The organism is Nonomuraea sp. NPDC003754, assembly GCF_053605785.1.
Genome location: NZ_JBSGJX010000002.1, coordinates 283,096 through 308,040 on the forward strand (window position 1 = coordinate 283,096; position 24,945 = coordinate 308,040).

General features: G+C 70.9%; 22 protein-coding genes and 1 tRNA gene. 4 read left to right on the plus strand and 19 right to left on the minus strand.

The annotated features are described in order from the left end of the window. Positions 1-120: 120 nt before the first annotated feature. The 4 genes from ACWEVS_RS03885 to ACWEVS_RS03900 all read left to right on the plus strand — a co-directional run bounded on the left by ACWEVS_RS03885 (position 121) and on the right by ACWEVS_RS03900 (position 5,327). The gene (locus ACWEVS_RS03885) at positions 121-1,101 is read left to right on the plus strand and encodes an SGNH/GDSL hydrolase family protein (protein WP_354905584.1); all 981 of its coding nucleotides are present in this window, start codon (positions 121-123) and stop codon (positions 1,099-1,101) included. Positions 1,102-1,137: 36 nt separating this feature from the next. Next, a complete protein-coding gene (locus tag ACWEVS_RS03890; protein ID WP_452415766.1) occupies positions 1,138-2,466 on the plus strand; it encodes an outer membrane protein assembly factor BamB family protein in 1,329 nt (442 codons plus the stop codon). A gap of 140 nt (positions 2,467-2,606) precedes the next feature. Continuing rightward, positions 2,607-3,824, plus strand: coding sequence for an acetyl-CoA C-acetyltransferase (locus ACWEVS_RS03895; protein WP_452415764.1), 1,218 nt, complete (start codon positions 2,607-2,609; stop codon positions 3,822-3,824). Between the two features lie 255 nt (positions 3,825-4,079). Further along, the gene (locus tag ACWEVS_RS03900) at positions 4,080-5,327 is read left to right on the plus strand and encodes a hypothetical protein (protein WP_452549785.1); all 1,248 of its coding nucleotides are present in this window, start codon (positions 4,080-4,082) and stop codon (positions 5,325-5,327) included. Here ACWEVS_RS03900 and ACWEVS_RS03905 read toward each other — a convergent pair. From ACWEVS_RS03905 to mfd, 19 genes are all read right to left on the minus strand, one after another. Next, on the minus strand, positions 5,296-5,706 hold the full coding sequence (locus tag ACWEVS_RS03905) for a PPOX class F420-dependent oxidoreductase (protein ID WP_452549787.1): 411 nt from the start codon (positions 5,704-5,706) through the stop codon (positions 5,296-5,298). The genes ACWEVS_RS03900 and ACWEVS_RS03905 overlap by 32 nt on opposite strands. A 61-nt stretch (positions 5,707-5,767) precedes the next feature. Next, positions 5,768-6,001: a DUF4287 domain-containing protein gene (locus tag ACWEVS_RS03910; protein WP_354905975.1), complete on the minus strand. Its 234-nt coding sequence runs from the start codon at positions 5,999-6,001 to the stop codon at positions 5,768-5,770. 156 nt (positions 6,002-6,157) lie between these two features. Continuing rightward, a complete protein-coding gene (locus ACWEVS_RS03915) occupies positions 6,158-6,946 on the minus strand; it encodes a Bax inhibitor-1/YccA family protein (protein ID WP_449918045.1) in 789 nt (262 codons plus the stop codon). Positions 6,947-7,430: 484 nt separating this feature from the next. Beyond that, positions 7,431-7,503 (minus strand) — tRNA-Leu (locus ACWEVS_RS03920). A gap of 49 nt (positions 7,504-7,552) precedes the next feature. After that, positions 7,553-8,068 carry a peptide deformylase gene (locus ACWEVS_RS03925; RefSeq protein WP_354905569.1) on the minus strand — a complete coding sequence of 172 codons (516 nt, stop codon included), beginning with the start codon at positions 8,066-8,068 and terminating at the stop codon, positions 7,553-7,555. Further along, positions 8,065-8,577, minus strand: a complete 513-nt coding sequence (locus ACWEVS_RS03930) for a glycine cleavage system protein R (RefSeq protein ID WP_354905566.1) — start codon at positions 8,575-8,577, stop codon at positions 8,065-8,067. The genes ACWEVS_RS03925 and ACWEVS_RS03930 overlap by 4 nt, the downstream gene beginning before the upstream one ends. Positions 8,578-8,625: 48 nt before the next feature. Then, positions 8,626-9,903, minus strand: coding sequence for an NAD(P)/FAD-dependent oxidoreductase (locus tag ACWEVS_RS03935; protein ID WP_449918650.1), 1,278 nt, complete (start codon positions 9,901-9,903; stop codon positions 8,626-8,628). Between the two features lie 124 nt (positions 9,904-10,027). Further along, a complete protein-coding gene (locus tag ACWEVS_RS03940) occupies positions 10,028-10,849 on the minus strand; it encodes a uracil-DNA glycosylase (protein ID WP_449918048.1) in 822 nt (273 codons plus the stop codon). A gap of 120 nt (positions 10,850-10,969) precedes the next feature. Continuing rightward, on the minus strand, positions 10,970-11,881 hold the full coding sequence (locus ACWEVS_RS03945) for a hypothetical protein (RefSeq protein ID WP_452549789.1): 912 nt from the start codon (positions 11,879-11,881) through the stop codon (positions 10,970-10,972). After that, positions 11,881-12,207, minus strand: coding sequence for a PadR family transcriptional regulator (locus tag ACWEVS_RS03950; RefSeq protein WP_354905556.1), 327 nt, complete (start codon positions 12,205-12,207; stop codon positions 11,881-11,883). Before ACWEVS_RS03950 ends, ACWEVS_RS03945 begins: the two co-directional genes overlap by 1 nt. 90 nt (positions 12,208-12,297) lie before the next feature. Then, entirely contained in the window at positions 12,298-13,785 is a 1,488-nt protein-coding gene (locus ACWEVS_RS03955; RefSeq protein WP_452549791.1) for a hypothetical protein, read from the minus strand. 176 nt (positions 13,786-13,961) lie between these two features. Next, entirely contained in the window at positions 13,962-14,909 is a 948-nt protein-coding gene (locus ACWEVS_RS03960; protein WP_449918055.1) for a Ppx/GppA phosphatase family protein, read from the minus strand. Next, a complete protein-coding gene (locus ACWEVS_RS03965; RefSeq protein WP_452415756.1) occupies positions 14,906-15,412 on the minus strand; it encodes a DUF501 domain-containing protein in 507 nt (168 codons plus the stop codon). Before ACWEVS_RS03965 ends, ACWEVS_RS03960 begins: the two co-directional genes overlap by 4 nt. After that, positions 15,399-15,836 (minus strand): FtsB family cell division protein, encoded by a 438-nt coding sequence (locus ACWEVS_RS03970; RefSeq protein ID WP_354905545.1) that lies wholly within the window; start codon positions 15,834-15,836, stop codon positions 15,399-15,401. Before ACWEVS_RS03970 ends, ACWEVS_RS03965 begins: the two co-directional genes overlap by 14 nt. Positions 15,837-16,548: 712 nt before the next feature. After that, positions 16,549-17,826: a phosphopyruvate hydratase gene (gene eno / locus ACWEVS_RS03975; RefSeq protein WP_354905542.1), complete on the minus strand. Its 1,278-nt coding sequence runs from the start codon at positions 17,824-17,826 to the stop codon at positions 16,549-16,551. Between the two features lie 42 nt (positions 17,827-17,868). Beyond that, entirely contained in the window at positions 17,869-19,824 is a 1,956-nt protein-coding gene (locus tag ACWEVS_RS03980) for a WD40 repeat domain-containing serine/threonine protein kinase (RefSeq protein ID WP_452549793.1), read from the minus strand. Between the two features lie 34 nt (positions 19,825-19,858). Further along, the gene (locus tag ACWEVS_RS03985; protein WP_449918063.1) at positions 19,859-20,776 is read right to left on the minus strand and encodes a MazG family protein; all 918 of its coding nucleotides are present in this window, start codon (positions 20,774-20,776) and stop codon (positions 19,859-19,861) included. A gap of 1 nt (position 20,777) precedes the next feature. Beyond that, positions 20,778-21,362 (minus strand): SurA N-terminal domain-containing protein, encoded by a 585-nt coding sequence (locus tag ACWEVS_RS03990; RefSeq protein ID WP_354905534.1) that lies wholly within the window; start codon positions 21,360-21,362, stop codon positions 20,778-20,780. Positions 21,363-21,409: 47 nt separating this feature from the next. Next, a complete protein-coding gene (gene mfd, locus ACWEVS_RS03995; RefSeq protein ID WP_452549794.1) occupies positions 21,410-24,898 on the minus strand; it encodes a transcription-repair coupling factor in 3,489 nt (1,162 codons plus the stop codon). Positions 24,899-24,945: the final 47 nt, after the last annotated feature.

Genomic DNA, 24,945 nt, shown 5'->3' on the forward strand with positions numbered 1-24,945 from the left:
GGTGGAGCCTCGGTTAGGTTTCAAACCCTGAGGATCGCGCGGGAGCCGCCCGAGCGGTTATACCAGCACGTTTCTCATGGACAACGCTACCGTCGCGACAGCTCGAGAGGAGCCGCTGAGGTGATCTGGACTCCCGGGGTGGCGCGTACCGCGCGCAGGATAGCGGCAGCGGCGGCCCTCGGCGGCGGCGGGTTGACGGCGCTCGGCGCGACGGCCTACGGCCTGCTCGTCGCCGAGAGCCTGGTCGCCAGGAAGGTGATCGGCCGCCCGCACGGCACGGAGGGTCCCGCCTCCGACGGCGTCTACGGCGACTTCCCCGGCGTGCCCCTGCGGCTGGCGATGCTGGGCGACTCCACCTCGGTCGGCCTGGGCATGGACGACCCCAAGGACACTCCCGGCGTACGGCTGGCGCACGGCCTGGCCGCCGTCGCCGAGCGCCCGGTCGCGCTGACCGTCGTCGGCCAGTCGGGCGCGCCGTCGGCCGAGCTCGGCGACCAGGTCGACAGGGCGCTCAAAGCGCGTCCCGAGGTGGCGGTCATCTTCGTCGGCGCCAACGACGTCACCACGCAGACGCCGCCGGCGACGGCCGTACGGCATCTGGCCAAGGCGGTGCGGCGGCTGCGTGAGGCGGACGTCGAGGTCGTGGTGGGCACCTGCCCCGACCTGGGCACGGTGCGGCCGCTCGCGCAGCCGTTGCGGTGGGTGACGCGGCGGTGGAGCCGCCAGCTGGCCGCCGCGCAGACGGTGGCGGTGGTGGAGGCGGGCGGCAGGACGGTGGCCTTCGCCGACATCCTGGGGCCGGAATTCGCCACAAACCCGACAGAGATGTTCGGACCCGATCGATACCATCCATCTGACCGAGGTTACGCACAGGCCGCTTACGCGGTGCTACCTTCTGTATGCGCTGCGTTGGGGTTGTGGCCCGAGCCACGGCCCAGGCGTGGCGAAGGACTGCAACCGATCTACCTTGCGGCGGCGACGGCCGCGGAGGAGTCAGGCACCGAGGTCACCGCGACCAGGGTCGCCGGGCGGGCGACGGGCCCCCACGGGAGGTGGGTGACGCTGTTCCGCCGGCGCCCCGACGACACCCTCCCTGGCTGAGCCGTCACTCCTCGCCCCTATTGGAGTGGAATAACGGTGCTCCGGCCCTTCGCGAAACCGGCTCTCGCCCTCGTCGGCACCGTGGCGCTGGCTGCCTGCTCCGGCAGCGACGCCGCCACGGCGGACTTCCCGACCTGGCACAACCCCGACGTCAACGTGGTCAGCCGCATGGTCACCGCCGCGGGCGTGGCCACCGCCACCTCCATGAGGCCCGACGGCACGCTGGAGACGGTGGCGCTCGACCTGACCACCGGCAGGAAGCTGTGGGCCCAGCCGGCCACGATGGCCGGCCGGCTGCCCGGCATGGGCGTGCCGCCGCCCGCGATCGTCGACGGCGTCGTCGTCGCGCTCGACCCCGTCAAGCAGGGCAGGTGGAACGCCACCCTGGTGGCCCGCGACGCCCGCACGGGCAAGCAGTTGTGGACCAGGCCGATCCACTCGACGTTCGGGCCGCAGCGCTGCGGCCCCTACGTGTGCGTGTCGGAGCACACCGCGCTCGAGGCGGCCAGGGTGGTCGTGCTCGACCCGGCCACGGGCAAGCAGATGTGGAAGCTGCCCGGCATCGCCGAGGTGGAGTGGTCCGACGCCGGCCGGGTGGTCTTCCTGCGCCTGGCCCGCGACCCGATGATCGAGTCCTACGAGCTCAAGTCCGGCAAGCTGCAGTGGCAGCAGCCGATCGAGCAGGCGCTCGGGCCCGGCATCGACATGTCCGGCGGGTGGGCGTTCGGCGCGACCGGCGACAACCTGGTGGGCTACGTCGCGCCGTACACCGACTCGCGCACGAAGAAGGTCTCGACGTTCGGGCTGTTCTCGATCAAGATCGCGGACGGCACGATCAACTGGATGCGCCCGTCGGTCGTGCGCGTCTACCCGAGCGGCAACCCCGGTTTCGCCCCGGTGGTCCGCCCCGTCGACCAGCACGGCCAGTACGGCGGATTCGCCAGGCTCGACGCCGAGACGGGCCGCGTCATGGGGCAGATCACCGCCGACCAGGTGCCCGGCTCGGGCTGGTGGCTGGCCTTCCCCGGACAGATGGAGCACCTCGGCTTCCTCAAGCACGACAGCGGCGGTTCGGCCTTCGACCTGGCCGGCGGCAAGCCGCTGCCGGTGAAGGAGCAGCGCGGCTGGTCCTTCTGCGTCACCGACCCCAAGCCGCTGCCGTTGAAGGGGCAGGCGCCGGGCTTCTACTCGATCGCCTCGGTCTGCGAGTTCGACCTGTCGAACGGCAAGCGGGTGAGCGGCGAGGGCGCGCCGCCCCACTGGTTCACCGGCAGCCACGACGGCTGGCGGCTCTGGCGCGACGAGAAGGGCGGCATGCACGGCATCAAGGACGACACCGCCGCCGCGCCGGGCATGTACGGCTGAGCGGGGGCCGGGCGCCAGGATCCGCCCGGCCTTCCCCTTCCCAAAACAACATTCTGTTTTCCGGCCCCCAGGTCGTGGCATCCGGGCTACTGAGGGGTAACCTCGCGGTTGGAGTGCTGACACGAACCCAGGAGAGCCCCATGCCCGAGGCAGTCATCGTCGCCACCGCGCGTTCGCCGATCGGCCGCGCCTTCAAGGGGTCGTTGAAGGAGATCCGTCCCGACGACCTGACCGTCCAGATGATCCAGGCCGCGCTCGCCAAGGTGCCGCAGCTCGACCCGACCGCGATCGACGACATCATGCTCGGCTGCGGCCTGCCGGGCGGTGAGCAGGGCTTCAACATGGCCCGCGTGGTGTCGGTGATGCTGGGCCTGGACACCGTGCCGGGCACCACGATCACCCGCTACTGCTCGTCGTCGCTGCAGACGACGAGGATGGCCTTCCACGCCATCAAGGCGGGCGAGGGCGACGTCTTCGTGTCGGCGGGCGTGGAGACCGTCTCCCGCTTCACGAAGGGCAACTCCGACTCCCTGCCCGACACGCAGAACCCGGTCTTCGACGGCGCCCGCGCCCGCACCGCGACGTTCGCCGAGGGCGGCCAGACCTGGCGTGACCCGCGCGAGGACGGCACGGTGCCGGACATCTACATCGCGATGGGCCAGACCGCCGAGAACCTCGCCCAGCTGAAGGGCGTCACGCGGGCCGACCAGGACGAGTTCGGCGTCCGCTCGCAGAACCTGGCGGAGAAGGCGCTGGCCGACGGCTTCTGGCAGAAGGACATCACGCCCGTCACGCTGCCCGACGGCACGGTGGTCAGCAAGGACGACGGCCCCCGCGCCGGCACCACCTACGAGGCCGTCTCGCAGCTCAAGCCGGTCTTCCGGCCCGACGGCACGGTCACCGCGGGCAACTGCTGCCCGCTGAACGACGGCGCCGCCGCGGTGATCGTCATGAGCGACACCAAGGCCGCCGAGCTGGGCATCACGCCGCTGGCCCGCATCGTCTCCACGGGCGTGACGGGCCTGTCCCCCGAGATCATGGGCCTGGGCCCGGTGGAGGCCTCCAAGCAGGCGCTCGCCCGCGCCGGGATGTCGATCTCCGACATCGACCTGGTCGAGATCAACGAGGCGTTCGCCGCGCAGGTGATCCCGTCCTACCGCGACCTCGGCATCGACATCGGCCGGCTGAACGTCAACGGCGGTGCCATCGCCGTCGGGCACCCGTTCGGCATGACGGGCGCCCGCATCACCTCCACGCTGATCAACAGCCTGCAGCACCACGACAAGACCCTGGGCCTCGAGACCATGTGCGTGGGCGGCGGCCAGGGCATGGCGATGGTGCTCGAGCGCCTGTCCTGACCCCTCCCGTACGGCAAGCCCGGCCACGCGCCACCCTCGGCGCGTGGCCGGCCTCCGTCCGGGGACACGCGTCACCGAGCACGCGTGGCCGGCGTCCGTCGGGGGACACGCGTCACCGAGCACGCGTGGCCGGCGTCCGTCAGGGGACACGCGTCACCCGGCGCGCGTGGCCGGGCGGGGCGACGGCGCTCGGGCGGCCGGGCGGATCTCGCGGAATCGGCGCGCCGTGGAGGAGGTTTCGCCATGATCCGACCGATGACGATCGCATATCGGGCGACGGCCGCGGTGGCCTGCCTGTCGCTGCTCGCCGCCTGCTCGGGCGGCGGCGATCACGGACGCCCGTCGGCGGGCCCGGCCACGCCCGCGAGCGCGGCGCCGGCCCCCTCCCTCTCCCCCGGCCCGAGCCGTACGCCGCAGGCGCCGCCGTTCTCCACGCGGTGGAAGGAGTTCGAGAAGCTGCCGCTCCTGACGGCTTCCGGGCTCGTCGACGTGGTGGCCACGGGCCCGCGGCAGGCATGGGCGCTCGGCTACGAGGACGGCGCCGAGGACAGCGACGGCTCCACCGTCGTGCTGCGATGGGACGGCACCACGTGGTCGAAACTGCCCGGCACGCCGGCTGTCGGCGGCTACGACGGCCTCGACGCCGGCGGCCCCGACGATCTCTGGATCGCGGCGGGGGACACGGTCGCCCACTGGGACGGGCGCCGCTGGACCAGGACGCGGCCGTTCGGCATCTCCGAGGACAAGTCCTTCGACGACGTCGCCACGGACGGCGACACGGCGGTGCTGATCGGCGCGAGCGAGGATGGCGCGCCGTTCATCGTCACCGGCAGGCACGACCGCTTCCGTCTCCAGTTCAGCCCCGAGGGCGTGCTCGACGCGGTCACCTCCGGATCGGGACACGCCTGGATCGTGGGCGCGGCACCCCACCGCGACTGCGCGGAGGTCACCCCGCTGGTCGTGCACAGCAGGAAGGCCGGCCGCGAAGGATACGGGCAGTGGGAGGCCATGCGCGTGCCGCTCGTCCCCGGCGGCACGCTGACCTCCGTCGTGCAGATCACCCCGACGGACGTGTGGGCCGTGGGGAAGATCGTCGAGAATGCCCAGGTGGAGCGGATCCCCGGCCGCCCCTGTGGTGAGTGGGTCTCCGGTGTGCTGGCCGAGACCGACTCTCCGGCCCTTCCCCTGGCCCTCCACTGGGACGGGCGCTCCTGGAAGCAGGTGGCCCTGCCGCCGATGAACGCCGAGCTGACCGGCGTCACCGCGTTCGGCCCCGACGACGTGTGGGTCGCGGCACGGGATCGCGACCGGCCGGACGTCCCCGTCTTCCTGCGCTTCGACGGCAGGGGCTGGACCGCTGAGCGCGCCGGCCACGGCACGGTCACGGCCGTCGCCGCGATTCCCGGCACGAAGGGCCTGTGGGCCGTGGGCTGGCCGGGCGAGTACACCGACGACGGCAGGGAGTACCTGCTCAGGCGTGGTGGTCGGGGCCGGCCCGGTTGAGCGCGATCCGCAGCACCACGCGGCGTTCCCTCTCCATGGCCGCGCGGTACTCGGCCCAGTCGGCGTGCTCCCCGGCGACGCCCCGGTAGTAGGCGATCAGGTGGTCCATGGCCGCGGGCAGCGAGACGACCTCGGCCGTGCCCTCGACCTGGATCCACTCGCCGAAGAAGGCGTCGGTGAACGCGCAGATGGCCACCCGGGGGTCCCTGCGCGCGTTGCGGGTCTTGGCCGCGCCCTCCCGGGTGCTGACGACCGCGTAGCCGTCCTCGTCGATGCCGACCAGCACCGGCGACATCTGGGACCGCCCGTCGGCGTGGTGGGTGAGCAGGACGGCGTGATGGTTGCGCGCCAGGAAGTCGCGCGCCTTGTCGAGATCCATTCACCCATGATGCGCGCCCGGGCCGTTTCCACGGCACGGGCGCGTCGGGGCGTGTGGGGTTTTAGATGAACCCCATCCGGTTACGGCGGTGCCGCTCGTGCTCGAGGACGATGGCTGCGGCGTAGCCGTGAGTGAGCCCGTGTTCCTCGGCGAGCCAATGAGCTCGCTCGTCGCATCTGAGGAACGATGGACCGTTGTCAATGGCTTGGAACCACTCTGGGAGTTCGCGTCCCGTAATGGCAGGGACCCTCGCGATCAGCTTCGTCTGCATCTCCGGTGAGTGGTTCAAGGACATGGGCACCTCCACGGATTGGTCCTTTGCTCGACACTGCAACACCTCACCGCGAATGGCAACCCCTCGGCGGCCAGCGTTTTGTCACGCCGGGTAGATCACTGGTGGCGCAAAGAAAAGACCCCGCTGGTGGACCAGCGGGGTCTCGTGGGTCGACGATCAGTCGTCGCCCGAGAAGTAGCTGATGAATCGCAGCACCTCGAGGTAGATCCAGACCAGGCTCAGCGTGAGCCCGAACGCGCACTGCCACGCGAACTTCTCCGGAGCGCCCACCTTCACCGCGCGCTCGATCTCGTCGAAGTCGAGCAGCAGGAAGAAGGTGCCGAGCAGGATCATCGCGGCGCTGAAGATCCAGCCGAGCGGGCTGTCGGTCCGCAGGCCGAGGCCACCGTCGACGAAGAAGCCGGCGATGAGGTTGACCAGGACCAGGGCGAGCGCGCCGATCGCGGCGGCCACCACGAACTTGGTGAACTTCGGCGTGACCCTGACGATCCGCAGGGAGTAGACGGTCAGGACGGCCGCGAAGGCGAGCGCCGTGCCGATCACCGCCTGGAGCACGATGCCGTTGAAGAACGACTCGTACATGCGGCTCAGGGCGCCGACGAAGACGCCGTAGAACAGGGCGTAGCCCAGGATGAGCGCCGGACTGGTGCTCTGCTTGAACGAGGCGATGAGGCCGAGGACCACACCGATGAGGGCGGAGACCGCGGCCACGCCCATGCCCACCTCGAAGTACCACGCGGCGGCGCCGGCCACGACGAGCGTGCCGAGCGTCATGAATCCGCGGACCACGACGTCGTCGATGGTCATCGTCCTGACGGCCGGCGCGGTGGGCGGGGCGTAGGCCGGGCTGTCGTACATCCCCTGCAGGTGCTCGGGGCTCGGGGTCCACCCTTGCTGCTGGTGGGTGTACGGCGACCGGCTGAAAACGGGGTTCTTACTCTCCATCGCTGCCTCCACGCTGCGACCAACGTGATCAGAATATGGGACAGGGCGTCACACTGGCCAAGTCACGCCGGGATCTATGTACTTTCGAGACTTCTGCAGCGTGCCCAACGAACGAGGCCTCCCGCCGGTTCCCGGACGCCGCGACCCTCGACGAACACCCCGGATCCCAGGTCGGCGTTATTTGCCCGTTTTGTCCTGTTTTTGGAGGCGGCGGAACGCATCCGCCCACCTATTGCCGTCACTAAGCGTGGCCTTCCGGTAAGAGGTGTTCACCTCGGTTTAACCGGGCCGGAAAACCGTTTTCAGCCGCCCGCATAAAGGGACCCGAACCGACCAGAGGAAAGGACCGCTGTCAAGCCCTTCGCCGGACCCGCCGATCACCGGGATGCCCGGCGGACACGCAGCGTCGCGGGCCCCTGACAGCAGGTCCGGACGTCAAGGAGAAACGCCTGGTCAGAGCCATAAATTCGATATAAATAAGCGGTGCCCCCGGCGGGATTCGAACCCGCACGTCAACCCTTTTAAGGGGTTTGCCTCTGCCATTGGGCCACGGGGGCGCCGCAATCATACGAAACGGACCATGCTCACGAGGAGCACAACTTTGTATCAGGCGTAACAAGAGTGAGATCTGTGGTGAAGTGCCCGCGCTCCGGACACTCTGTCCAGGAAGAGCACACCGTCCAGATGGTCCAGTTGATGCTGGATGCAGCGGGCTTCGAAGGCGTCCGCCTCGATCGTCACGGACTCGCCCGTTCTGGGCAGCTCGCCGGACACCGTGATCCTCGTGGCGCGGGGCACCTCGCCGAGCAGTCCCGGCACCGAGAAGCAGCCCTCCCTGCCGTGGCGCCAGCCGGCCGCCTCCGCCAGGCGGGGGTTGACCAGCGTGACCGCGCCTGCGCTCGACCTGCTGCGTGGGTGCAGGCTCGCGTTCACCGCGATCAGCCGCCAGCTCAGCCCGATCTGGGGAGCCGACAGCCCGGACGGCTTGCCGATCGCGCGCAGCGTCGCCAGCAGGTCGTCGGCGGCGGAGACGACGAAGGGATCGGTCGGGTCCACGATCTCGGCCGAGGCGGACAGCACCGCGTGGGGGGCGCGCACGACCTCGCGCGGAACTCCGCTCACAGCAGGTCCGGTTCGCCCGGACGGAAGGTGATCTCGGAGCCGAGGTTCGCGCCGACCGCCGCCAGCTTGCGCATGAGATCGGCCACGTCGACCGCGGCCGGCAGGGCGACGTCGGCGATGAGCACGTAGAGGCGCCCGCTCAGCCGCGTGCTCATCCCGGTGATGTTGCCGCCGACCGAGGCCAGCACCCCGGCGACGGCCGAGATGATCCCCGGCTTGTCCGGGCCGTGCAGCGTGAGCACGTACTCCAGACCGGCGCCCGGACAGCTGAAGTGACGGCTCGCGTCGACGGCCGCCGCGCTGACCACCACCTCGGGGATGCGCACCCGCTCACGCAACTGCTCGGCCGACAGCTCGCCCGCGACGAGGAGCATCATCGCGACGTGCCCGCCGAGCAGCGTCATGGTCGAGTCCTGGATGTTGACGCCGCACTCGGCCAGCGATCCTGTCACCTCGGCTATCACGCCTGGCCGGTCGACGCCGAGCACGGTCACCGCAGAGAGCCCCACCCCTGGATCTCCCCCTTCTCATCGTGCGGGAAGGAGGGTTCCGAAGCGTTATCGGCGGCGGTTGCTCGCGACCGCCGCCCTGAAACCGTCGCGCGGGTGCTCCATCTCGCCGAGAGACACCGTCTCCCGCTTGAAGAACAGCGCAAGCGTCCAGTCCGCGACGACGCGCACCTTGCGGTTCAGCGTCGGTACCCGGGACAGATGGTAGGTGCGGTGCATGAACCATGCAGCCAATCCGCGAAGCTTGATGCCGTAGACGTTCGCGACGCCCTGGTGGAGCCCCAGCCCGGCGACCGATCCGACATACTTGTGGCGGTATTCGACCAGTTGCTCGCCGCGGAGCGCGTGGATGATGTTGTCGGCGAGCACCTTCGCCTGCCGTACGGCGTGCTGGGCGTTGGGCGCGCAGAACTGGCCGGGGTTGGTGACGTCGGGCACGCCCGCCGCGTCACCGGCGGCGTAGGCGTCCTTCGTGCCGGCGATGGTCAGCTTGGTGGTGGTCTTGATCCTGCCGCGCTCGTCGATCGGCAGGTCGCCCTCGGTCACGATGGGGCTGGGCTTGACGCCCGCCGTCCAGACGAGGGTCTCGGCGTCGAACTCGGTGCCGTCCGACAGCACCACGTGGCCGCCGGTGGCCGACTCGAGGCGCGTCTCCAGCTTGACCTCGATGCCGCGCTCGCGCAGCTGCTCCAACGTCCACTTGCCCATCTCGGGGCCGACCTCGGGCAGGACCCTGTTGGTCGCCTCGACGAGCACCCAGCGGACGTCCGAGGGCTTGATGTTGCGGTAGTAGCGGGTGGAGTCCTTGGCCATGTCCTCGAGCTCGGCCAGCGCCTCGACGCCCGCGAACCCGGCGCCGACGACCACGAAGGTCAGCGCCCGCTCGCGCACCTCGGGGTCCTCGGTCGACTCGGCCACGTCGAGCTGGTGCAGGACCCTGTTGCGCAGGGCGATGGCCTCGCCGACGGTCTTGAAGCCGATGCCGATGTCGGTCAGGCCGGGAATGGGGAGGGTCCTCGAGATCGAGCCCGCGGCCATCACGAGGACGTCGTAGGAGATGTCCCTCGCCTCGCCCTCGCCGGGGGCGAAGGTGACCGTCCTGCCCGCGTGGTTGACCTTGGTGACCACGCCGTTGAGGATCTCGACCTTCGGCAGCACGCGACGCAGCGGGGCCACGACGTGCCGCGGCGACAGGTTGCCCGCGGCGGCCTCCGGCAGGAAGGGCTGGTAGGTCATGTAGGAGTTGGGGTCGATGACGGTGATGTGCACGCGGCCGTCGCGCAGCTCCTTGCCGAGCCTGCGCTGCAGTCGCAGAGCGGTGTACATGCCGACGTAGCCACCGCCGACGATCAGGATGTGCTTGTTCACCTGAGGTCCCATCCTCGAGTTCACCCTTGTGAAATCTTTCACAAGCATAACCGTGCAACCGCGGACGAGGACAAGGGATTCCCTAGTGAGCCTCCCCACATTCGGGCACCTGCCCGGCGATCTCCGCCGCGCGGCGGAAGATCCCGTCGAGCATCGCGGCGGTGACCCTGCCGGTGAAGGTGTTCTGCTGGCTGGGGTGATAGCAGCCGAGCAACGTCACGCCGGCCTCGCCGTACGACAGGGGGACCTCGACGCCGTGGCCGAACGGCGGCCTGGTACGCGGCATGCCGTACCCGGTCTCCTTGAGCGCGGGCCAGACCGCCTGCCAGGCGTAGCCGCCCAGCGCCACCACCACGCGCACGCTGCCCGCGACGAGCGCGAGCTCGCGCTGGAGCCAGGGGTAGCAGGCGGCCTTCTCCTCCGGCAGCGGCTTGTTGGCGGGCGGCGCGCAGCGCACGGCGGCGACCATGCGGGTGTCGATGAGCCGCTGGCCGTCGCCGGCGCGCACGCTGGTCTCCTGGACGGCGAGCCCCGTGCGGTACAGCGAGGCGAACAGCCAGTCGCCGCTGCGGTCGCCGGTGAAGATGCGCCCGGTCCTGTTGCCGCCGTGGGCGGCGGGCGCGAGCCCGACCAGCAGCACGCGCGGCTCCCGCGCGCCCCAGCCCGCGACCGGCCGTCCCCAGTAGGTCTCCTCCGCGAAGGCGCGCCGCCTGACCTGCGCGACCTCCTCCCGCCACGCCACCAGGCGCGGGCACGCCCTGCAGACCGACTGGCGGGCCGTCAGCTCCGCGATGGTACGGCTGGCGGCCGCGAGCTCCCGCACCCCCTCGGGCGAGTGCGCCACGGGGGTGTCGGGAGCCGCGGGATCATCGGGCCAGCCGGTGCCGGGAGGTACGAAGCTCATGGCACCGATAGTGCCCGATGGTGTAAACCGCCGGCAGGGCCCCGCCCATCGCCGGCGCCCCCAGCAACGGCCCGGCGCGTCGCTGTGGGCCTCCGGCGGGCGACAGCGCCGTCCGGCGGATTACTCGGATTCGTCCGTCCGGACGGGGGCGGGCGTGGCGGTGCCCATCGGCGCGGGCGCTTCGGACGGCCTCGCACAGGCGGCGGACGCCCTGGTGGGCGCGGGGACCGAGCCGTCCTCGACGCCGGGCTCGTCGGCCGGCTCGACCAGCGGCAGCGGGTAGCGGTTGAGCACCGGCTCGCCGCACGAGCGGTCCACGACGTAGCCGGAGTCCTCGAAGTTCGTGGTGACCGGTCGGCCGTCCTGGTCGTAGAGGTAGACGTCGGTCAGCGGCGTGCCGTCCTTCGCGTACGGCCTGATGTTGACGACGTCGCCGAAGGAGGAGACGGTGTCCATCTGGACCGGCGCCTCGTAGGCCATCGGCGGGTTCTCGAGCCTCATCCGCATCTGGTCGGCGTGGACGGCGCCGGCGAGCAGGCCCAGCGCGGCGATGCCCGAGGCGAGCGCCGAGGTGAGCCGCGGCCAGCGGCTCCTCGGCGCCCTGCCGAGGAGGACAGAGATCCAGACGGCTGCGGCGACCAGGGCGATCTCGCCCAACGCGTCGGGCACGAGCTGCTCTTCGTCCGCTACCGAGATCAGCAGCATGGCCAGGACGTAACCGCGCAGCACCCACCACCCTGGCCGCAGTTCGGGGAGGAAGCCGCTCAACCGTGTGAGGGCCGGATGCCGGGCCAGCGCCGCGCCCGCCTGCCTCAGCCGGGACTTCGTGCGCCGCTCACCGGTCCTGCCGCCGTAGGCGGCCGCCAGCTCCGCCGCGTACGCCTCGGGCGGCCCCAGGCGCTCCTCGAGCGAGACCTCCGACTCCGACGCCACCTCGGCCAGGTGGTCGTCCAGGTCCTCCAGCAGTTCCTCGCTGTTGGGATGGCCGGCGAGGGCCTCCCGTACGGCCTGCGCGTACTGTTCGGGTGTCATCAGGGATGCCTCTCCTTGAGCAGGTCGGCCATCGTCGCGGCGAAGGAGGTCCAGGTCGCGGCCGAGGCGGCGAGCTGGGCCCGGCCGACGTCGTTCAGGCCGTAGTACTTGCGATGCGGCCCCTCGTCGGAGGCCACCACGTACGAGGTCAGCGCGCCCGACTTGAACAGGCGGCGCAGCGTGCCGTAGACGGACGCGTCGCCCACGTCCTCCAGACCGGCCTCTCGCAGCCTCCGGACGACGTCGTAGCCGTAGCTGTCGCGTTCGTGGAGGACCGCCAGGACGGCGAGGTCGAGCACGCCTTTGAGGAGCTGGGTGCTATCCACGCGATGCACACTACTGTGCAATGCGTAATACCGGCAACAGAAAAACCGGGCGGCGCCGGCGAAGGCGCCGCCCGGTCTCAGTTCAGCCGATCAGGCACCCGTGGAAGCCTTCTCGTCCGCCTTGGCCGGCGCAGGGCAGTGGTCGCCGTACGTGGCCAGGCTGCTGTCAGACCCGACACCCGCGAGGGTCGCCTTGGCGTTGATGCCGTTGGTGCCCGCAGCCGGGAGGCTGAAGGACACGGTCTGGCTGCCCGCCTTGTCGAAGTCGAGGGTGACGTCCTTGCTGAAGCCGCCCACCTGGCTCCACAGCTGGACGACGACGTTCTTCGCGGCACCGTTGACCGTCACGGTCGCGGTCGCGTTGATCGTCGAGCCCTTGCCGTCCTTGCAGGTGGTCTGGTCGTGCACAGCGGAGACGCTGACCTTCACCGAGGTCGCGGCCGGCTCGGGCTTCTGGCAGGCCGCGTAGGACTGCGAAGCCGAGTCACGGTTGTTCGGACCCACGATGGAGATCGAAACGGTGCCGCCCTTGGTGGCCTCACCGCTCAGCGCCTGCTCCGAAAGCCCGACCGTCTTGCTGCCGGCGCCACCGAAGTAGGTGTCGCCGCTGGCCACGGCCTTGCCGTTCACCGACCACACGTACTCGACACGGCCACGGCCGGTCGCGTTGATGGTGGCGTTGGCGCCGACCGCGCAGGTGTTGTGGTTGGTGCCGGTGGTGGGAGTGGCCACCGAGACCTTGGTCTCGTTGTGGCCGCCGTCATCCTTGCACCAGACCTTGTAGCCGGCGCGGTTCGACTCGGTCGCGCCACGGCCGAGGGTCTCGAGGACCGCCCAGCCACGGTGGCTGTAACGCGGGGAGAAGCCGAAGCCGACCTTCCGCGTGTCCCAGACCTTGACCTTGCCGCCGTCGACGACGTCACCGTTGAGGATCCAGCGGTAGTGCACCCAGCGGGGGCGGTCCACCTTGATCACACCGGTGAAGTCGATCTTGTCGCCGGGGGTACACGAACCCACGTACGTGCTCGGCGAGGCCCACGCACGGGCGTACACCTTGTCGTAGTCGGCCTCGTGCAGGCCGTCCCCGTCGTTGTTGCCGTTGTCACCGCACGCGACCGAGAAGTAGACCTTCTTCGACTTCACGTGCTTCGGGCCGAGGACCTCGACGGCCTCCCAGCCCTTGACGTTGTCCGTGAACTTGATGGCCTGCGCAACGTTGATCGTCTTGACCCCGTTGCCCGCGACCTTCTTGGTCTGGACCTTGCCCTTGGACCCATTGCCGTGCAGCCAGCGCCACGCGACCGTGGTCGAGCCCTTGAGCTTGACCTTGATCTGCGCGGAGAACTTGACGTTCACCGGGCAGGCGCCCTCGTAGTCACGGACAGACGCCTTGGGCGTCGTGACCGAGATCGCGAGCGGCTTCGCCTTGGTGGCACCGGCAGCGGTGGACAGCGTGCCGGCCTTGGCCGTGGTCGCCGCCTGAGCCGGGGCGGCGGCCAGCCCCGTGACCATGGCGGCCAGCACCGCAGTCGTGGCGCCGAAGGCGGCCACTCTGCGAGCCAGTCCTGAGGACTTCATGTGAGAGTGCTCCATTCCGTGAGGGAAAAGGTGCGCTCGGGAACGGTCGCCACGCCGGCACACCCCGTGCCGAACCATATGGCAAAGCCCCCGTAAAGCTCCTTTACCTAATCACAGAACAGAATGCACTCTCAACAGGCCCCAAAGGGGGTGAATGTCCGAAAATCCAGAAAATTTCAGGCGATGGACCAGGCGATTCCGTCCAGAATGTCGTGTTCGCTCACGACGACCTGCGCAAACCCGAAACGTCGCACGATACGGTCCAGAATCAACGCCCCCACGCCAATGACGTCGACGCGTCCTGGATGCATCACAGGAACCGCGGCCCGCTCACCATGCGTCATGGCGAGAAGCCGACGCGTCACCTCATGAACCTCTTCGGCCGAGATAATCGCGTGATGAATCCGCTCCGGATCGTAGGCGGGAAGGTCGAGCGCGATGCCGGCGACCGTCGTGACCGAACCCGCCAGGCCCACGAGCGTGCGCGCCTGCCGTACCGGGACCTCCGCCTCGACCCGGTCGAGCGCGGCCTCGATGTCGGCGACCACCCGCTCGAGCGCCTCCGCCGAGGGCGGGTCGCCCGCCTCCCGCAGGTGGCGCTCGGTCAGCCGTACGCAGCCGATGTCGACCGACAGCGCCCCCTGCGCGTGGTCGGTGCCCACGACGAACTCGGTGGAGCCGCCACCGATGTCGACCACCAGGTACGGCGGCAGCGGCCCCTCGGGCACACCGGTCTCCAGCGACAGGTGAAGCAGCCCGTGGGTGGCGCCGGTGAAGGAGAGCTCGGCCTCCTCCCCGCCCGAGACCACCTCGGGCGCCACGCCGAAGATCTCCCTCACCCCGTCGACGAACTCCTGCCGGTTGTCGGCGTCGCGCGTCGCGCTCGTCGCCACGACCCTGGTGCCGGTCGCGCCGTGCTGGTCGATCAGCTTGCGGTAGTGGCGCATGGCGGCGAAGGTCCGCTGGAGCGCCTCGGGCGCGAGCCGTCCCGTCCGGTCGACGTCCTGGCCGAGCCTGACGATCTCCATGCGCCGCTCGATCTCGTGGAGCTCGCCGCACCGGATGTCGGCGATCAGCAGGCGGACGGAGTTCGTGCCGCAGTCGACGGCCGCCACCCTGGTCACTGTTCGTCCTCCACCCGCACGCAGGGACCGTCCGCCCACCACTCCGGCAACCGCTCCAACGCCTCCGCGCCGAACGGGTTGCCGCCCGGCACCGCCAGCTCGTGCGCGACCAGCGCGTGCAGGCACTTCACCCGGTACGGCATGCCGCCCGTGCTCTGCATGTCGCGCGGCAGCGGCTCCATGCCTTCCTCGGCCGCGGCCTTGTCACGCCCGGCCACGTAGTCGTCGTGGGCGGCCCGGTAGGCGGCGGCCAGCTCCTCGTCGTCGGCCAGCCTGGCCTGCATCTCCTTCATCAGCCCCGAGCCCTCGAGGGTGCCGATCGCCGAGGCGGCCTTCGGGCACGTCAGGTAGTAGAGCGTGGGGAACGGCGTGCCGTCGGGCAGCCGCGGCGCCGTCTCGACCACGTCGGGGTTGCCGCAGGGGCAGCGGTGCGCGACCCTGCGCAGGCCCCGCGGCGGACGGCCGAGCTGCCGCTCGACCGCCTCGATGTCATGGCTTTCCATCGTCCTTCTTCTCCTCGGCCGTGGCCGACGCGGGGGCCTTGACGCCCTTGCCCGTGTCGGCCGCCTCGACCGACTCCCACAGCGTCTGGTACCAGGGCGGCGTCATGGCGAGCTGCTGCCGGGCGCCCGACTTGGCCTGCTTCGGCTTGTTGTCGGCGACCATGAAGCACTTCTCGCCCGCGCCGCAGTAGTGGAGCCTGCGCCTGGCCTCGCGCTTGATGTAGTTGGGGTCCTGCAGCTGCCGCTGGCGCTCGGCCAGCAGGCGCTGCTCCTCCTGCTCCTTGGCCTTCTCGGCCTCCAGCTCGGCGATCGCGCGACGCTGGGCGACGTATTCGCGCACGGGATAGGCCAGGCTCATGGCGATCGCGCACACCACCACCGCGAGGATCGCGGCCCGTCCCGTCAACTGCGGTCGCTTCGCCACCTGTGCTCCCTCCGCCTCGTTCCGCTGCCCCTACCCCCGGCCGTGACCGCCTCCCCTGCGATCGGGGCGGCGGGCCCTCGGCCACCGGGGCCCGGCAGCGCGCCCGCTCCAGGCCGCCCCCAGGACGCCCGACAGCCACACCGGACCACCCAGCACGCCGTACCGCCCGACAGCCACCCGGACCACCCAGCACGCCGTACCGCCCGGCAGCCACACGGACCGCCCAGCACGCCCAAGCACCCCCGGACCGCCGGAGGAGGTCCGGACCGTCCGACAGCCACACGCCTCCCCGCCGTTCGCCGGGGTCGGCCGCTCAGCCGGTGTTCCCACCGTAGGCCGGATGGTCCCGGTACGGCGGCTCGACCGGCCACTACCGGTCCGGCTGCCCGGCCGTGATACCGGGCCGGTCGCAGACCGGTGGGACCGGGCCGGCGGATGGTCGGTGTCCGGGCGGGCGCCCGCACACGAGGTGTCCACACCCCAGGTGTCCAGACCATCCAAGGCGTTGCCACTCATCCCAGCCGCCAGGTGGCCGGACCACGCGGGACGTTCCCGCTCGCTCCGGTCACCAGGTGGCCAGGCCACGGGGTGTTCCCCGCTCGTCGAGCGGCCGGCCGTCCGGGCTCGGCGAGCCACGGGGCCCGGCGCGCGGGCGACCCCGCGGCCGGTTTCGAGGAGGCGCCCGAGGCCTGACGCAGGGCCGTAGTAGAAACTAGCGCCGGAACCGCGGGAAAGCCGCGCGACCCGCGTAACGCGCGGCGTCGTCCAGGATTTCCTCGATGCGGAGCAGCTGGTTGTACTTGGCGACCCGGTCGGAGCGCGCGGGGGCGCCCGTCTTGATCTGGCCGCAGTTGGTCGCCACGGCGAGGTCGGCGATCGTGGTGTCCTCGGTCTCGCCCGAACGGTGGCTCATCATGCAGCGGTAGCCGTTGCGGTGGGCCAGGTCGACCGCGTCGAGCGTCTCGGTCAGCGTGCCGATCTGGTTGACCTTGACCAGCAGCGCGTTGGCGGTGCCCTCGGCGATGCCACGGGCCAGCCGCTCGGGGTTGGTCACGAACAGGTCGTCGCCGACGAGCTGGACCTTGTCGCCGAGCGCCTTGGTGATCTTGTTCCAGCCTTCCCAGTCGCTCTCGTCCAGCGGGTCCTCGATGGAGACCAGCGGGTAGGACTCGACCAGGTCGGCGTAGAAGGCGATCAGCTCGTCGGCCGAGTGGCCCTTGCCGTCGATGGTGTAGACGCCGTCCTTGTGGAACTCGGAGGCGGCCACGTCGAGCGCCAGCGCGACGTCTTCACCCGGCCGGTAGCCGGCGCGCTCGATGGCGACCAGGATCAGGTCGAGCGCGTCGCGGTTGGACGGCAGGTTGGGCGCGAAGCCGCCTTCGTCGCCCAGGCCCGTGGCGTAGCCCTTCTCCTTCAGCACGCCCTTGAGCGCGTGGTAGACCTCGGTGCCGACGCGGAGCGCCTCGCGGAACGTCTCGGCCCCGATCGGGGCGATCATGAACTCCTGGATGTCGACGTTGGTGTCGGCGTGGGCGCCGCCGTTCAGGATGTTCATCATCGGCACGGGCAGCACGTGCGCGTTGGGTCCGCCGATGTAGCGGAACAGCGGCAGGTCGGCGCTGTCGGCCGCGGCCTTGGCCACGGCCAGCGACACGCCGAGGATGGCGTTGGCGCCGAGCTTGCCCTTGTTGGGCGTGCCGTCCAGGTCGATCATGACCTGGTCGATGATGCGCTGCTCGTCGGCGTCGATGCCCAGGATCTCGTCGGCGATCTCGTCGGTGACACCGAGCACGGCCCTCTCGACGCCCTTGCCGCCGTAGCGCTCGTCGCCGTCGCGGAGCTCCACGGCCTCGAAAGCGCCGGTGGACGCCCCGCTGGGGACCGCTGCGCGGCCTGTGCTGTTGTCGTCGAGGAGGACCTCGACCTCGACCGTCGGGTTGCCCCGGGAATCGAGGATCTCGCGGGCGGAAACGGCCTCGATGGAAGCCACGTCAGGCGCTCCTAGAGTCGAAGGACGGTTTGCCATGAAAGCCTATCGACCTCTACCAGCCGGTACGCCATCGAGGCTCCACATGGCCATGCCCCTGCCGGCGACGCCCGCGACCACGACGGGCTCGCCGCCGACCACCCCCGTGGCGACGGCGCCCACCTTGCCGGCGGCGATCACAGTGGCGTACGGCCGGCAGGTCGCCAGGTCCCACACGCGCACGCCGTCGCCCGCTCCGACCAGCAGGTTCCCGCTGGCGGCGAGGAAGGGCGGGGCGGAGTCGACGCGGCAGGTCTCCTGGCCACCGTCGGAGTCGACGACCTGCACCTGCCCGCGCCCCTGGACGGCCAGCACCCGCCGGCCCGGGGCAGGGACGGCGGCGTGGACCGCGACGGCGCCCTTCCATGGCATCGTCTCGGGCCGTGGCGTGCCGGCCCACGGCCGCCACCTCTTGACCCGGCCGTCGGAGCCGCCGACGAAGACGCTCTCGCCGTCCCCCGCCGACGACAGGCTGCCGGTCCCGCGGCCGTCGAGCAGGAACGTGCCCGTCCTGCCGCCGGTCGCCAGGTCCCACGCCTGGATGCGGCCCTCCGCGCAGCCGGCGACCGCCGCGGCGCCCTCCGGCCGCTGGACGACCGCCAGGTGGGGGCGCCCCTCGCAGACGGAGATCGCCTTCACGGGAACCGAGCTGCCCGGGTACCACCAGCGCACCGCGCCGTCGTCGGCCGCCCACACCAGCGCCTGCCGCCCGCCCACGTCGGCGAAGGTGAGCGAGCCGAGCCCGCGGGCGCGCTGCCGTGGCGCCCGGGCCACCAGGCCGCCCTTGACCGGGTCCCACACGCTCAGCTCGCCGGTTCCTGCCTCGGCCGCCGCCACGACGGCCGACCCGTTGAGCCGGCCGACGGCCAGGGCGTTCACCGTTCCCCTCCCGAACGCCGCGCCGATCCGCCTGCCGAAGGCCGGGGCGGGTGACGCGGCCGCGACGGCGCCTCCGCCCGTGCTCGGGGCCGTGGTGCCGCCCTGCCAGACCAGGCCGGCCGCCAGCCCGGTCATCAGCACCGCGCCCACGGCGCCCACGGCGAGCGGGCGGCGCCGTACCGGGGCCGCGCGGCGCGCCCTGGGCGAGGACGCACGCGAGGAATCGCGCGAGGACGCCCGCGAAGGCCTCGCGTTGCCGGGTGCGGTGCCGCCGGTCGTGGTGCCGTCCAGGAGGGCGTGCAGCACCTCGTCGGCCGACGGCCGCGAGTCCGGCTCCTTGGCCAGGCAGGCGGCCAGCAGCGAGCGCAGCGGCTCGCCGATGCCCCGCAGGTCGGGCTGCGCCGTGAGGATGCGGTGCATCACCGCGGGAATCGACTCCCCCGCGAACAGCTCCCGGCCCGTGGCGGCGTAGGCCATCGTCGTCGCCCACGCGAACATGTCCGAGGCGGGGGTGGCGGGCCGGCCGGCGATCTGTTCCGGCGACATGTAGCCGGGAGTGCCGACCACGCTGGAGGCGGTGGTGCCCGCGTCCACGGCCTTCGCGATGCCGAAGTCGATCACCCTGGGTCCGTCGAGGCCGATGATCACGTTGCTGGGCTTGAAGTCGCGGTGCACGATGCCCGCGCGGTGGATGGCGGCGAGCGCGGCCGCCGTCCCGACGGCCAGCCGGTCGAGCGCGCCGCCGGCGCGCGGGCCCTCCTTCGCGACCAGCTCCTGCAGCGAGGGACCCTCGACGTACTCGCTGACGATGTACGGCCTGCCCTGCGCCAGCCCCGTCTCGATCACCTTGGCGGTCGAGAAGGCGGCCACCCGCGCGGCGGTCGCGCCCTCCTGCAGGAACCTGCGCCTGGCATGCTGGTCGCCCAGCAGCCGCGCGTGCAGGATCTTCACCGCGACCCTGCGGCCGTCGGGTCCCTCCCCCAGGAACACCGAGCCCTGACCGCCGTCGCCGATGCCGCCGACCAGACGGTAACCGCCTACCTCGGGCGGCTCACCAGGATGCAGTCGCCTTAATACCCCCATGCCGGACGATCCTGGCATTCGGGAGTGACGTCCGCTACCGGGACTCCCAGGCCTCCACCCGGTCGCGGTAGGTCCGCGCCGCGGCGCGCAGCTCGGCCTCGGCGTCGAGCCCCGCCTGCTGCGCCCGCCGTACCAGGTCGAACAGCTCCCTGGCCACGCCCTGCCCGACCGCGTGGGCCAGGCTCTCCGGGACGCCCGTGCTCTCGGCCCTGCGGATCAGCTGCGCGGCGAGGGACAGCGCGGGCTGGCCCATCGGCACGCCGTCGAACAGTTCCTTGCCCGCGCGCTCGGCGGCCTTGATGGCCTCCCAGTTGGCGTTGACCTCGTCGGCGCTCTCGACGATGACGCTGCCGAACACGTGCGGGTGGCGCCGCACGAGCTTGGTGACGATCGCGTCGGCCACGTCGTCGATGTCGAAGCCCTCGGCCACCCGCGAGTGGAAGGCGACCTGCAGCAGCACGTCGCCGAGCTCCTCCCGCAGCTCGGCGTAGTCGCCCCGTTCGACCGACTCCTGGACCTCGTAGGCCTCCTCGATCAGGTAGGGCACGAGGGAGGCGTGGGTCTGCTTGCGGTCCCACGGGCACTCGGCGCGCAGCCGGTCCATCACCGCGACCAGGTCGAGGACGCGGGCGCCCGGCAGGTCGTAGGAGCCGGGCACGACCTCGATCACCGGCGGCTCGTCGAGCGCGAGAGCGGCGTGGCCGACCGCGCGCATGAAGTGCTCGTCGTCGGTGGCGAGCCAGACCACCGTGGCGTCGACGGCCTGCCGTACCAGGGCGGCATGGTCAGGTACGACCACCTCCACCTCGATGCCCGCCTCCGCCAGGTACGGCAGCTGCGGGTGGTCCTCCGAGGCGGTCAGCACCCGCCCCGAGGCCAGCGCCTGCCACGCCTGGCGGCTGAGCAGGCCGGGCGCGACCCGCGGGGAGGTGGTGACGACGACGAGCGGCATCTCAGCCCTGGGCGGACAGCTTGCCGAAACGGCCGGAGTCGACGAAGCCCTTGGTGGGGTCGAAGGTGCCGTAGCGAGGACTGTAGGTGATCTTGATGGCGGCGGCTTCCTTGATCAGCCTCTGCTGGCCGCGCTGCTGGGCGGCCTGGTCGGTGCCGCCGCCGTACTGCTGCATCAGCTTGGAGATGGCGATCGAGGTGCCGATCCACTCGCGGGTGTAGGCCGGCGGCACGCCCTGGGCCAGCGTCTGCTGCTCGACCGCGGGCAGCCCGCCCGAACGGGCGATGAGCTGGTCGATCTCGCCGTCGGTGACCTTGGCGCCCGCCTTGGCGGCCAGCTGCCTGAACTGCGCGACGTTGACCATCTGCAGCAGCGCGTACTGCGTGACCGGCAGCTGCATCTGCGACTGCGGGATCTTGGCCTTGGCCAGCGCCGCTTCGAGCTGCTTGACGTTCGTGTTCAGAGCGTCGGCCGAGATGCGCTCGTTGCCGACGATGGCCGCGGCCCCGGCCTGAACGGGCGACGAACAGGCGGTCACCGCGACACCCAGCGCGGCCACGGCGACGGCCACTCGAATCGACTTCACTTTGATCCCTTCGCGATCGATCACGCTGCCCGAGCGCGTTTCGTCGGTTACTTTACCCTCGCCGGTTCGAGGAACATGACTTCGACCAGGTCCGAGCACCATTTCAGCAGCTCGAGGTCGCGCAGCGGCACCCCGCCCAGCGGCTTGGTCTTCGGCGCGGGCACGAGCAGCGTCTCGGCCGCCTGCTTGTAGATGGCCTTCTTGTACAGCCGGTCCAGCCTGACCTGCTGCGAATCCTTCAGCACGACGGGACCGAACTTGATGTTCTGGCCCTGGAGCGTCACGTCGGTCAGCCCAGCCTTGCGGGCCTTGAGCCGGAAGCGCGCCACCTCCATGAGGTTGTCCACCTCGACGGGCGGCTTGCCGTACCGGTCGGTGAGCTCGGCGCGCACCTCGTCGATGTGGGTCTCGGCGGTGATGGCGGCGATCCGCTTGTACGCCTCCAGGCGCAGCCGCTCCGAGGTGACGTAGTCGTGCGGGATGTGCGCGTTGATCGGCAGCTCGACCTTGACGTCCTGGTGCTCCTCCTCGACCTCGACGCCCGAGAGCTTGGCCTTCTGTTCCTTGACGGCCTCCGCCATCAGCCGGACGTACAGGTCGAAGCCGACGCCGGCGATGAATCCCGACTGCTCGGCGCCGAGCACGTTGCCGGCGCCGCGGATCTCCAGGTCCTTCATCGCGACGTACATGCCCGCGCCCATCTCGGTGTGCTGGGCGATGGTGGCCAGGCGCTCGTGCGCGGTCTCGGTGAGCGGCTTCTCCGGCGGGTACAGGAAGTAGGCGTAGCCGCGCTCGCGGCCCCGGCCGACCCGGCCGCGCAGCTGGTGGAGCTGCGACAGACCGTAGTTGTCGGCCCGGTCGACGATCAGCGTGTTGGCGTTGGGCACGTCCAGGCCGGACTCCACGATCGTCGTGGAGACCAGCACGTCGTACTCGCGCTCCCAGAAACCGACCATGATCTTCTCGAGCTGGTGCTCGTTCATCTGGCCGTGCGCGACCGCGATGCGCGCCTCGGGGACCAGCTCCTTCAGCCTGGCCGAGACCCTGTTGATCGAGGCGACCCGGTTGTGGACGAAGAAGACCTGACCGTCGCGCATCAGCTCGCGCCTGACGGCGGCCGCGATCTGCTTCTCGTCGTACGGCCCGACGAAGGTCAGGATCGGGTGCCGCTCCTCCGGCGGGGTCAGGATCGTCGACATCTCCCTGATGCCGGTCAGACCCATCTCCAGCGTGCGCGGGATCGGCGTGGCCGACATCGCCAGCACGTCGACCTGGGTGCGCAGGTGCTTCATGGCCTCCTTGTGCTCGACGCCGAAGCGCTGCTCCTCGTCGATGATGATCAGCCCCAGGTCCTTGAAACGCACCTCGGGACTGAGCAGCCGGTGCGTGCCGATCACCAGGTCGACCTGGCCGCCCTTGAGCCCTTCGAGGGTCTGCTTCACCTCGCCGTCGGTCTGGAAGCGGGAGACCGGCTTCACCGTGACGGGGAAGCTGGAGAAGCGCTCGCTGAACGTCGACAGGTGCTGCTGCACCAGCAGCGTCGTCGGCACCAGCACCGCGACCTGCTTGCCGTCCTGCACCGCCTTGAAGGCCGCCCGCACCGCGATCTCGGTCTTGCCGTAGCCGACGTCGCCGCAGACCAGCCGGTCCATCGGGACGGGCCGCTCCATGTCGCGCTTGACCTCGTCGATGGCCTCCAGCTGGTCGCCGGTCTCGGCGTAGGGGAAGGCGTCCTCCATCTCCCGCTGCCACGGCGAGTCCGGCGCGAAGGGGTGGCCTGGGCTGGCCATGCGCGCGCTGTAGAGGCGGATCAGCTCGCCGGCGATCTCCTTGACCGCCTTCTTCGCCCTCGACTTGGCCTTGGCCCAGTCGGCGCCGCCCATCCTGTTGAGCGTGGGCGCCTCGCCGCCGACGTAGCGCGTCACCTCGTCGAGCTGGTCGGTCGGCACGTAGAGGCGGTCGCCCTTGGCGTACTCGATGACGAGGTACTCGCGGGTGGCGCCCTGCACGGTCCGCTGCACCATCTCCACGTAGCGGCCCACGCCGTGCTGCTCGTGCACCACGTGGTCGCCGACCTTGAGCTGCAGCGGGTCGACCATGTTCCGCCGCCTGCTGGGCAGGCGGCGCATGTCCTTGGTGCTCGCCTTCTGCCCGACCAGGTCCAGATGCGTGAGGACGGCCAGCCCCGGCGTCACGAAGCCGTGCTCGATGCGCCCGGTCGAGACGTGCACCACCTTCGGCTCCGGTGTGCTGTCGAGATACCTCGACAGGCGGGCGGGCACGTCCACGCCCCTGAGCAGTTCGACCATCCGCTCGGCCGGCCCCATGCCCTCGCTGAGCAGCACGACCGCCTTGTCCTCGCCCAGCCAGCCCTTGATGTCGGCCAGCGCCTTCTGAGTGTCGCCCCGGTAGGACTCGCTGTCCTGGGCCTCGAGCTCGACGCCCTCGCCGAAGGGCGCCATCGTCCACCACGGCAGGCCGAGTGAGTCGGCCTGGTCGCGGACCTCCTCCAGGGTGCGGAAGGCCGCCGCGTCGAGGTCGATCGGCGCCTCGCCGCCGGCCGCCGCGTTGATCCACGACGCCTCGAGGAACTCCTGGCTCGTCCTGACCAGTTCCTCCGCCCTGCCCCTGATCCGCTCCGGATCGCACACGAACACCGCCGCCTTCGCGGGCAGGTGGTCGATCAGCAGGTCCATCTCCCCCGCCAGGGCCGGCGCGAACGCCTCCATGCCCTCCACCGGCATGCCCTCGGCGAGCTGGTCGAGCACCTCGGCCAGCGACGGGTGCTCGCCGGCCAGCTCGGCCGCCCTCGCCCGCACCTCGTCGGTCAGCAGCAGCTCGCGGCACGGCGGCGCGAACAGGCCGTCGCCCGCCACCTCGAGCGAGCGCTGGTCGGCGACCTTGAACCAGCGGATCTCCTCGACCGTGTCGCCCCAGAACTCCAGGCGCAGCGGGTGCTCCTCGGTCGGCGGGAACACGTCGAGCAGGCCGCCGCGCACGGCCACCTCGCCGCGCTTCTCGACCATGTCGACCCTGGAGTAGCCGTTCTGGATGAGGCGCGCCACCACGTCGTCGAGCTCGGCGTCGTCGCCCGCCTTGAGACGGATCGGCTCCAGGTCGCCCAGGCCCTTCACGATCGGCTGCAGCAGCGCCCGGACCGGCGCGACGATCACCGACAGCGGGCCCGCCGTCGCGTCGCCCTTCACCGGGTGCGCGAGCCTGCGCAGGACGGCCAGCCGCTGGCCCACCGTGTCACTGCGCGGCGACAGGCGCTCGTGCGGCAGCGTCTCCCACGTGGGGAAGACCGCCACGGCGCCCGGGTCGATGAGGCTGGTCAGCGCCGCCGCCAGGTCCTCGGCCTCGCGGCCCGTCGCGGTGACGGCCAGCACCGTACGCCGGTCGTGCTCGGCGAGCGCGGCCACGGCGAAGGGCCGCAGCGCGGCAGGCGCGATCAACGCGGCGTCGCCGCCCTGCTTGAGGGCGGCGGTCAACTTCGGGTCGGCGGAGACAAGGTCAAGCAGTCCGGAAAGACTCATCAGATACGCCCTCAAGCCCCACGACGGCAACACGACTACCCCCGGCC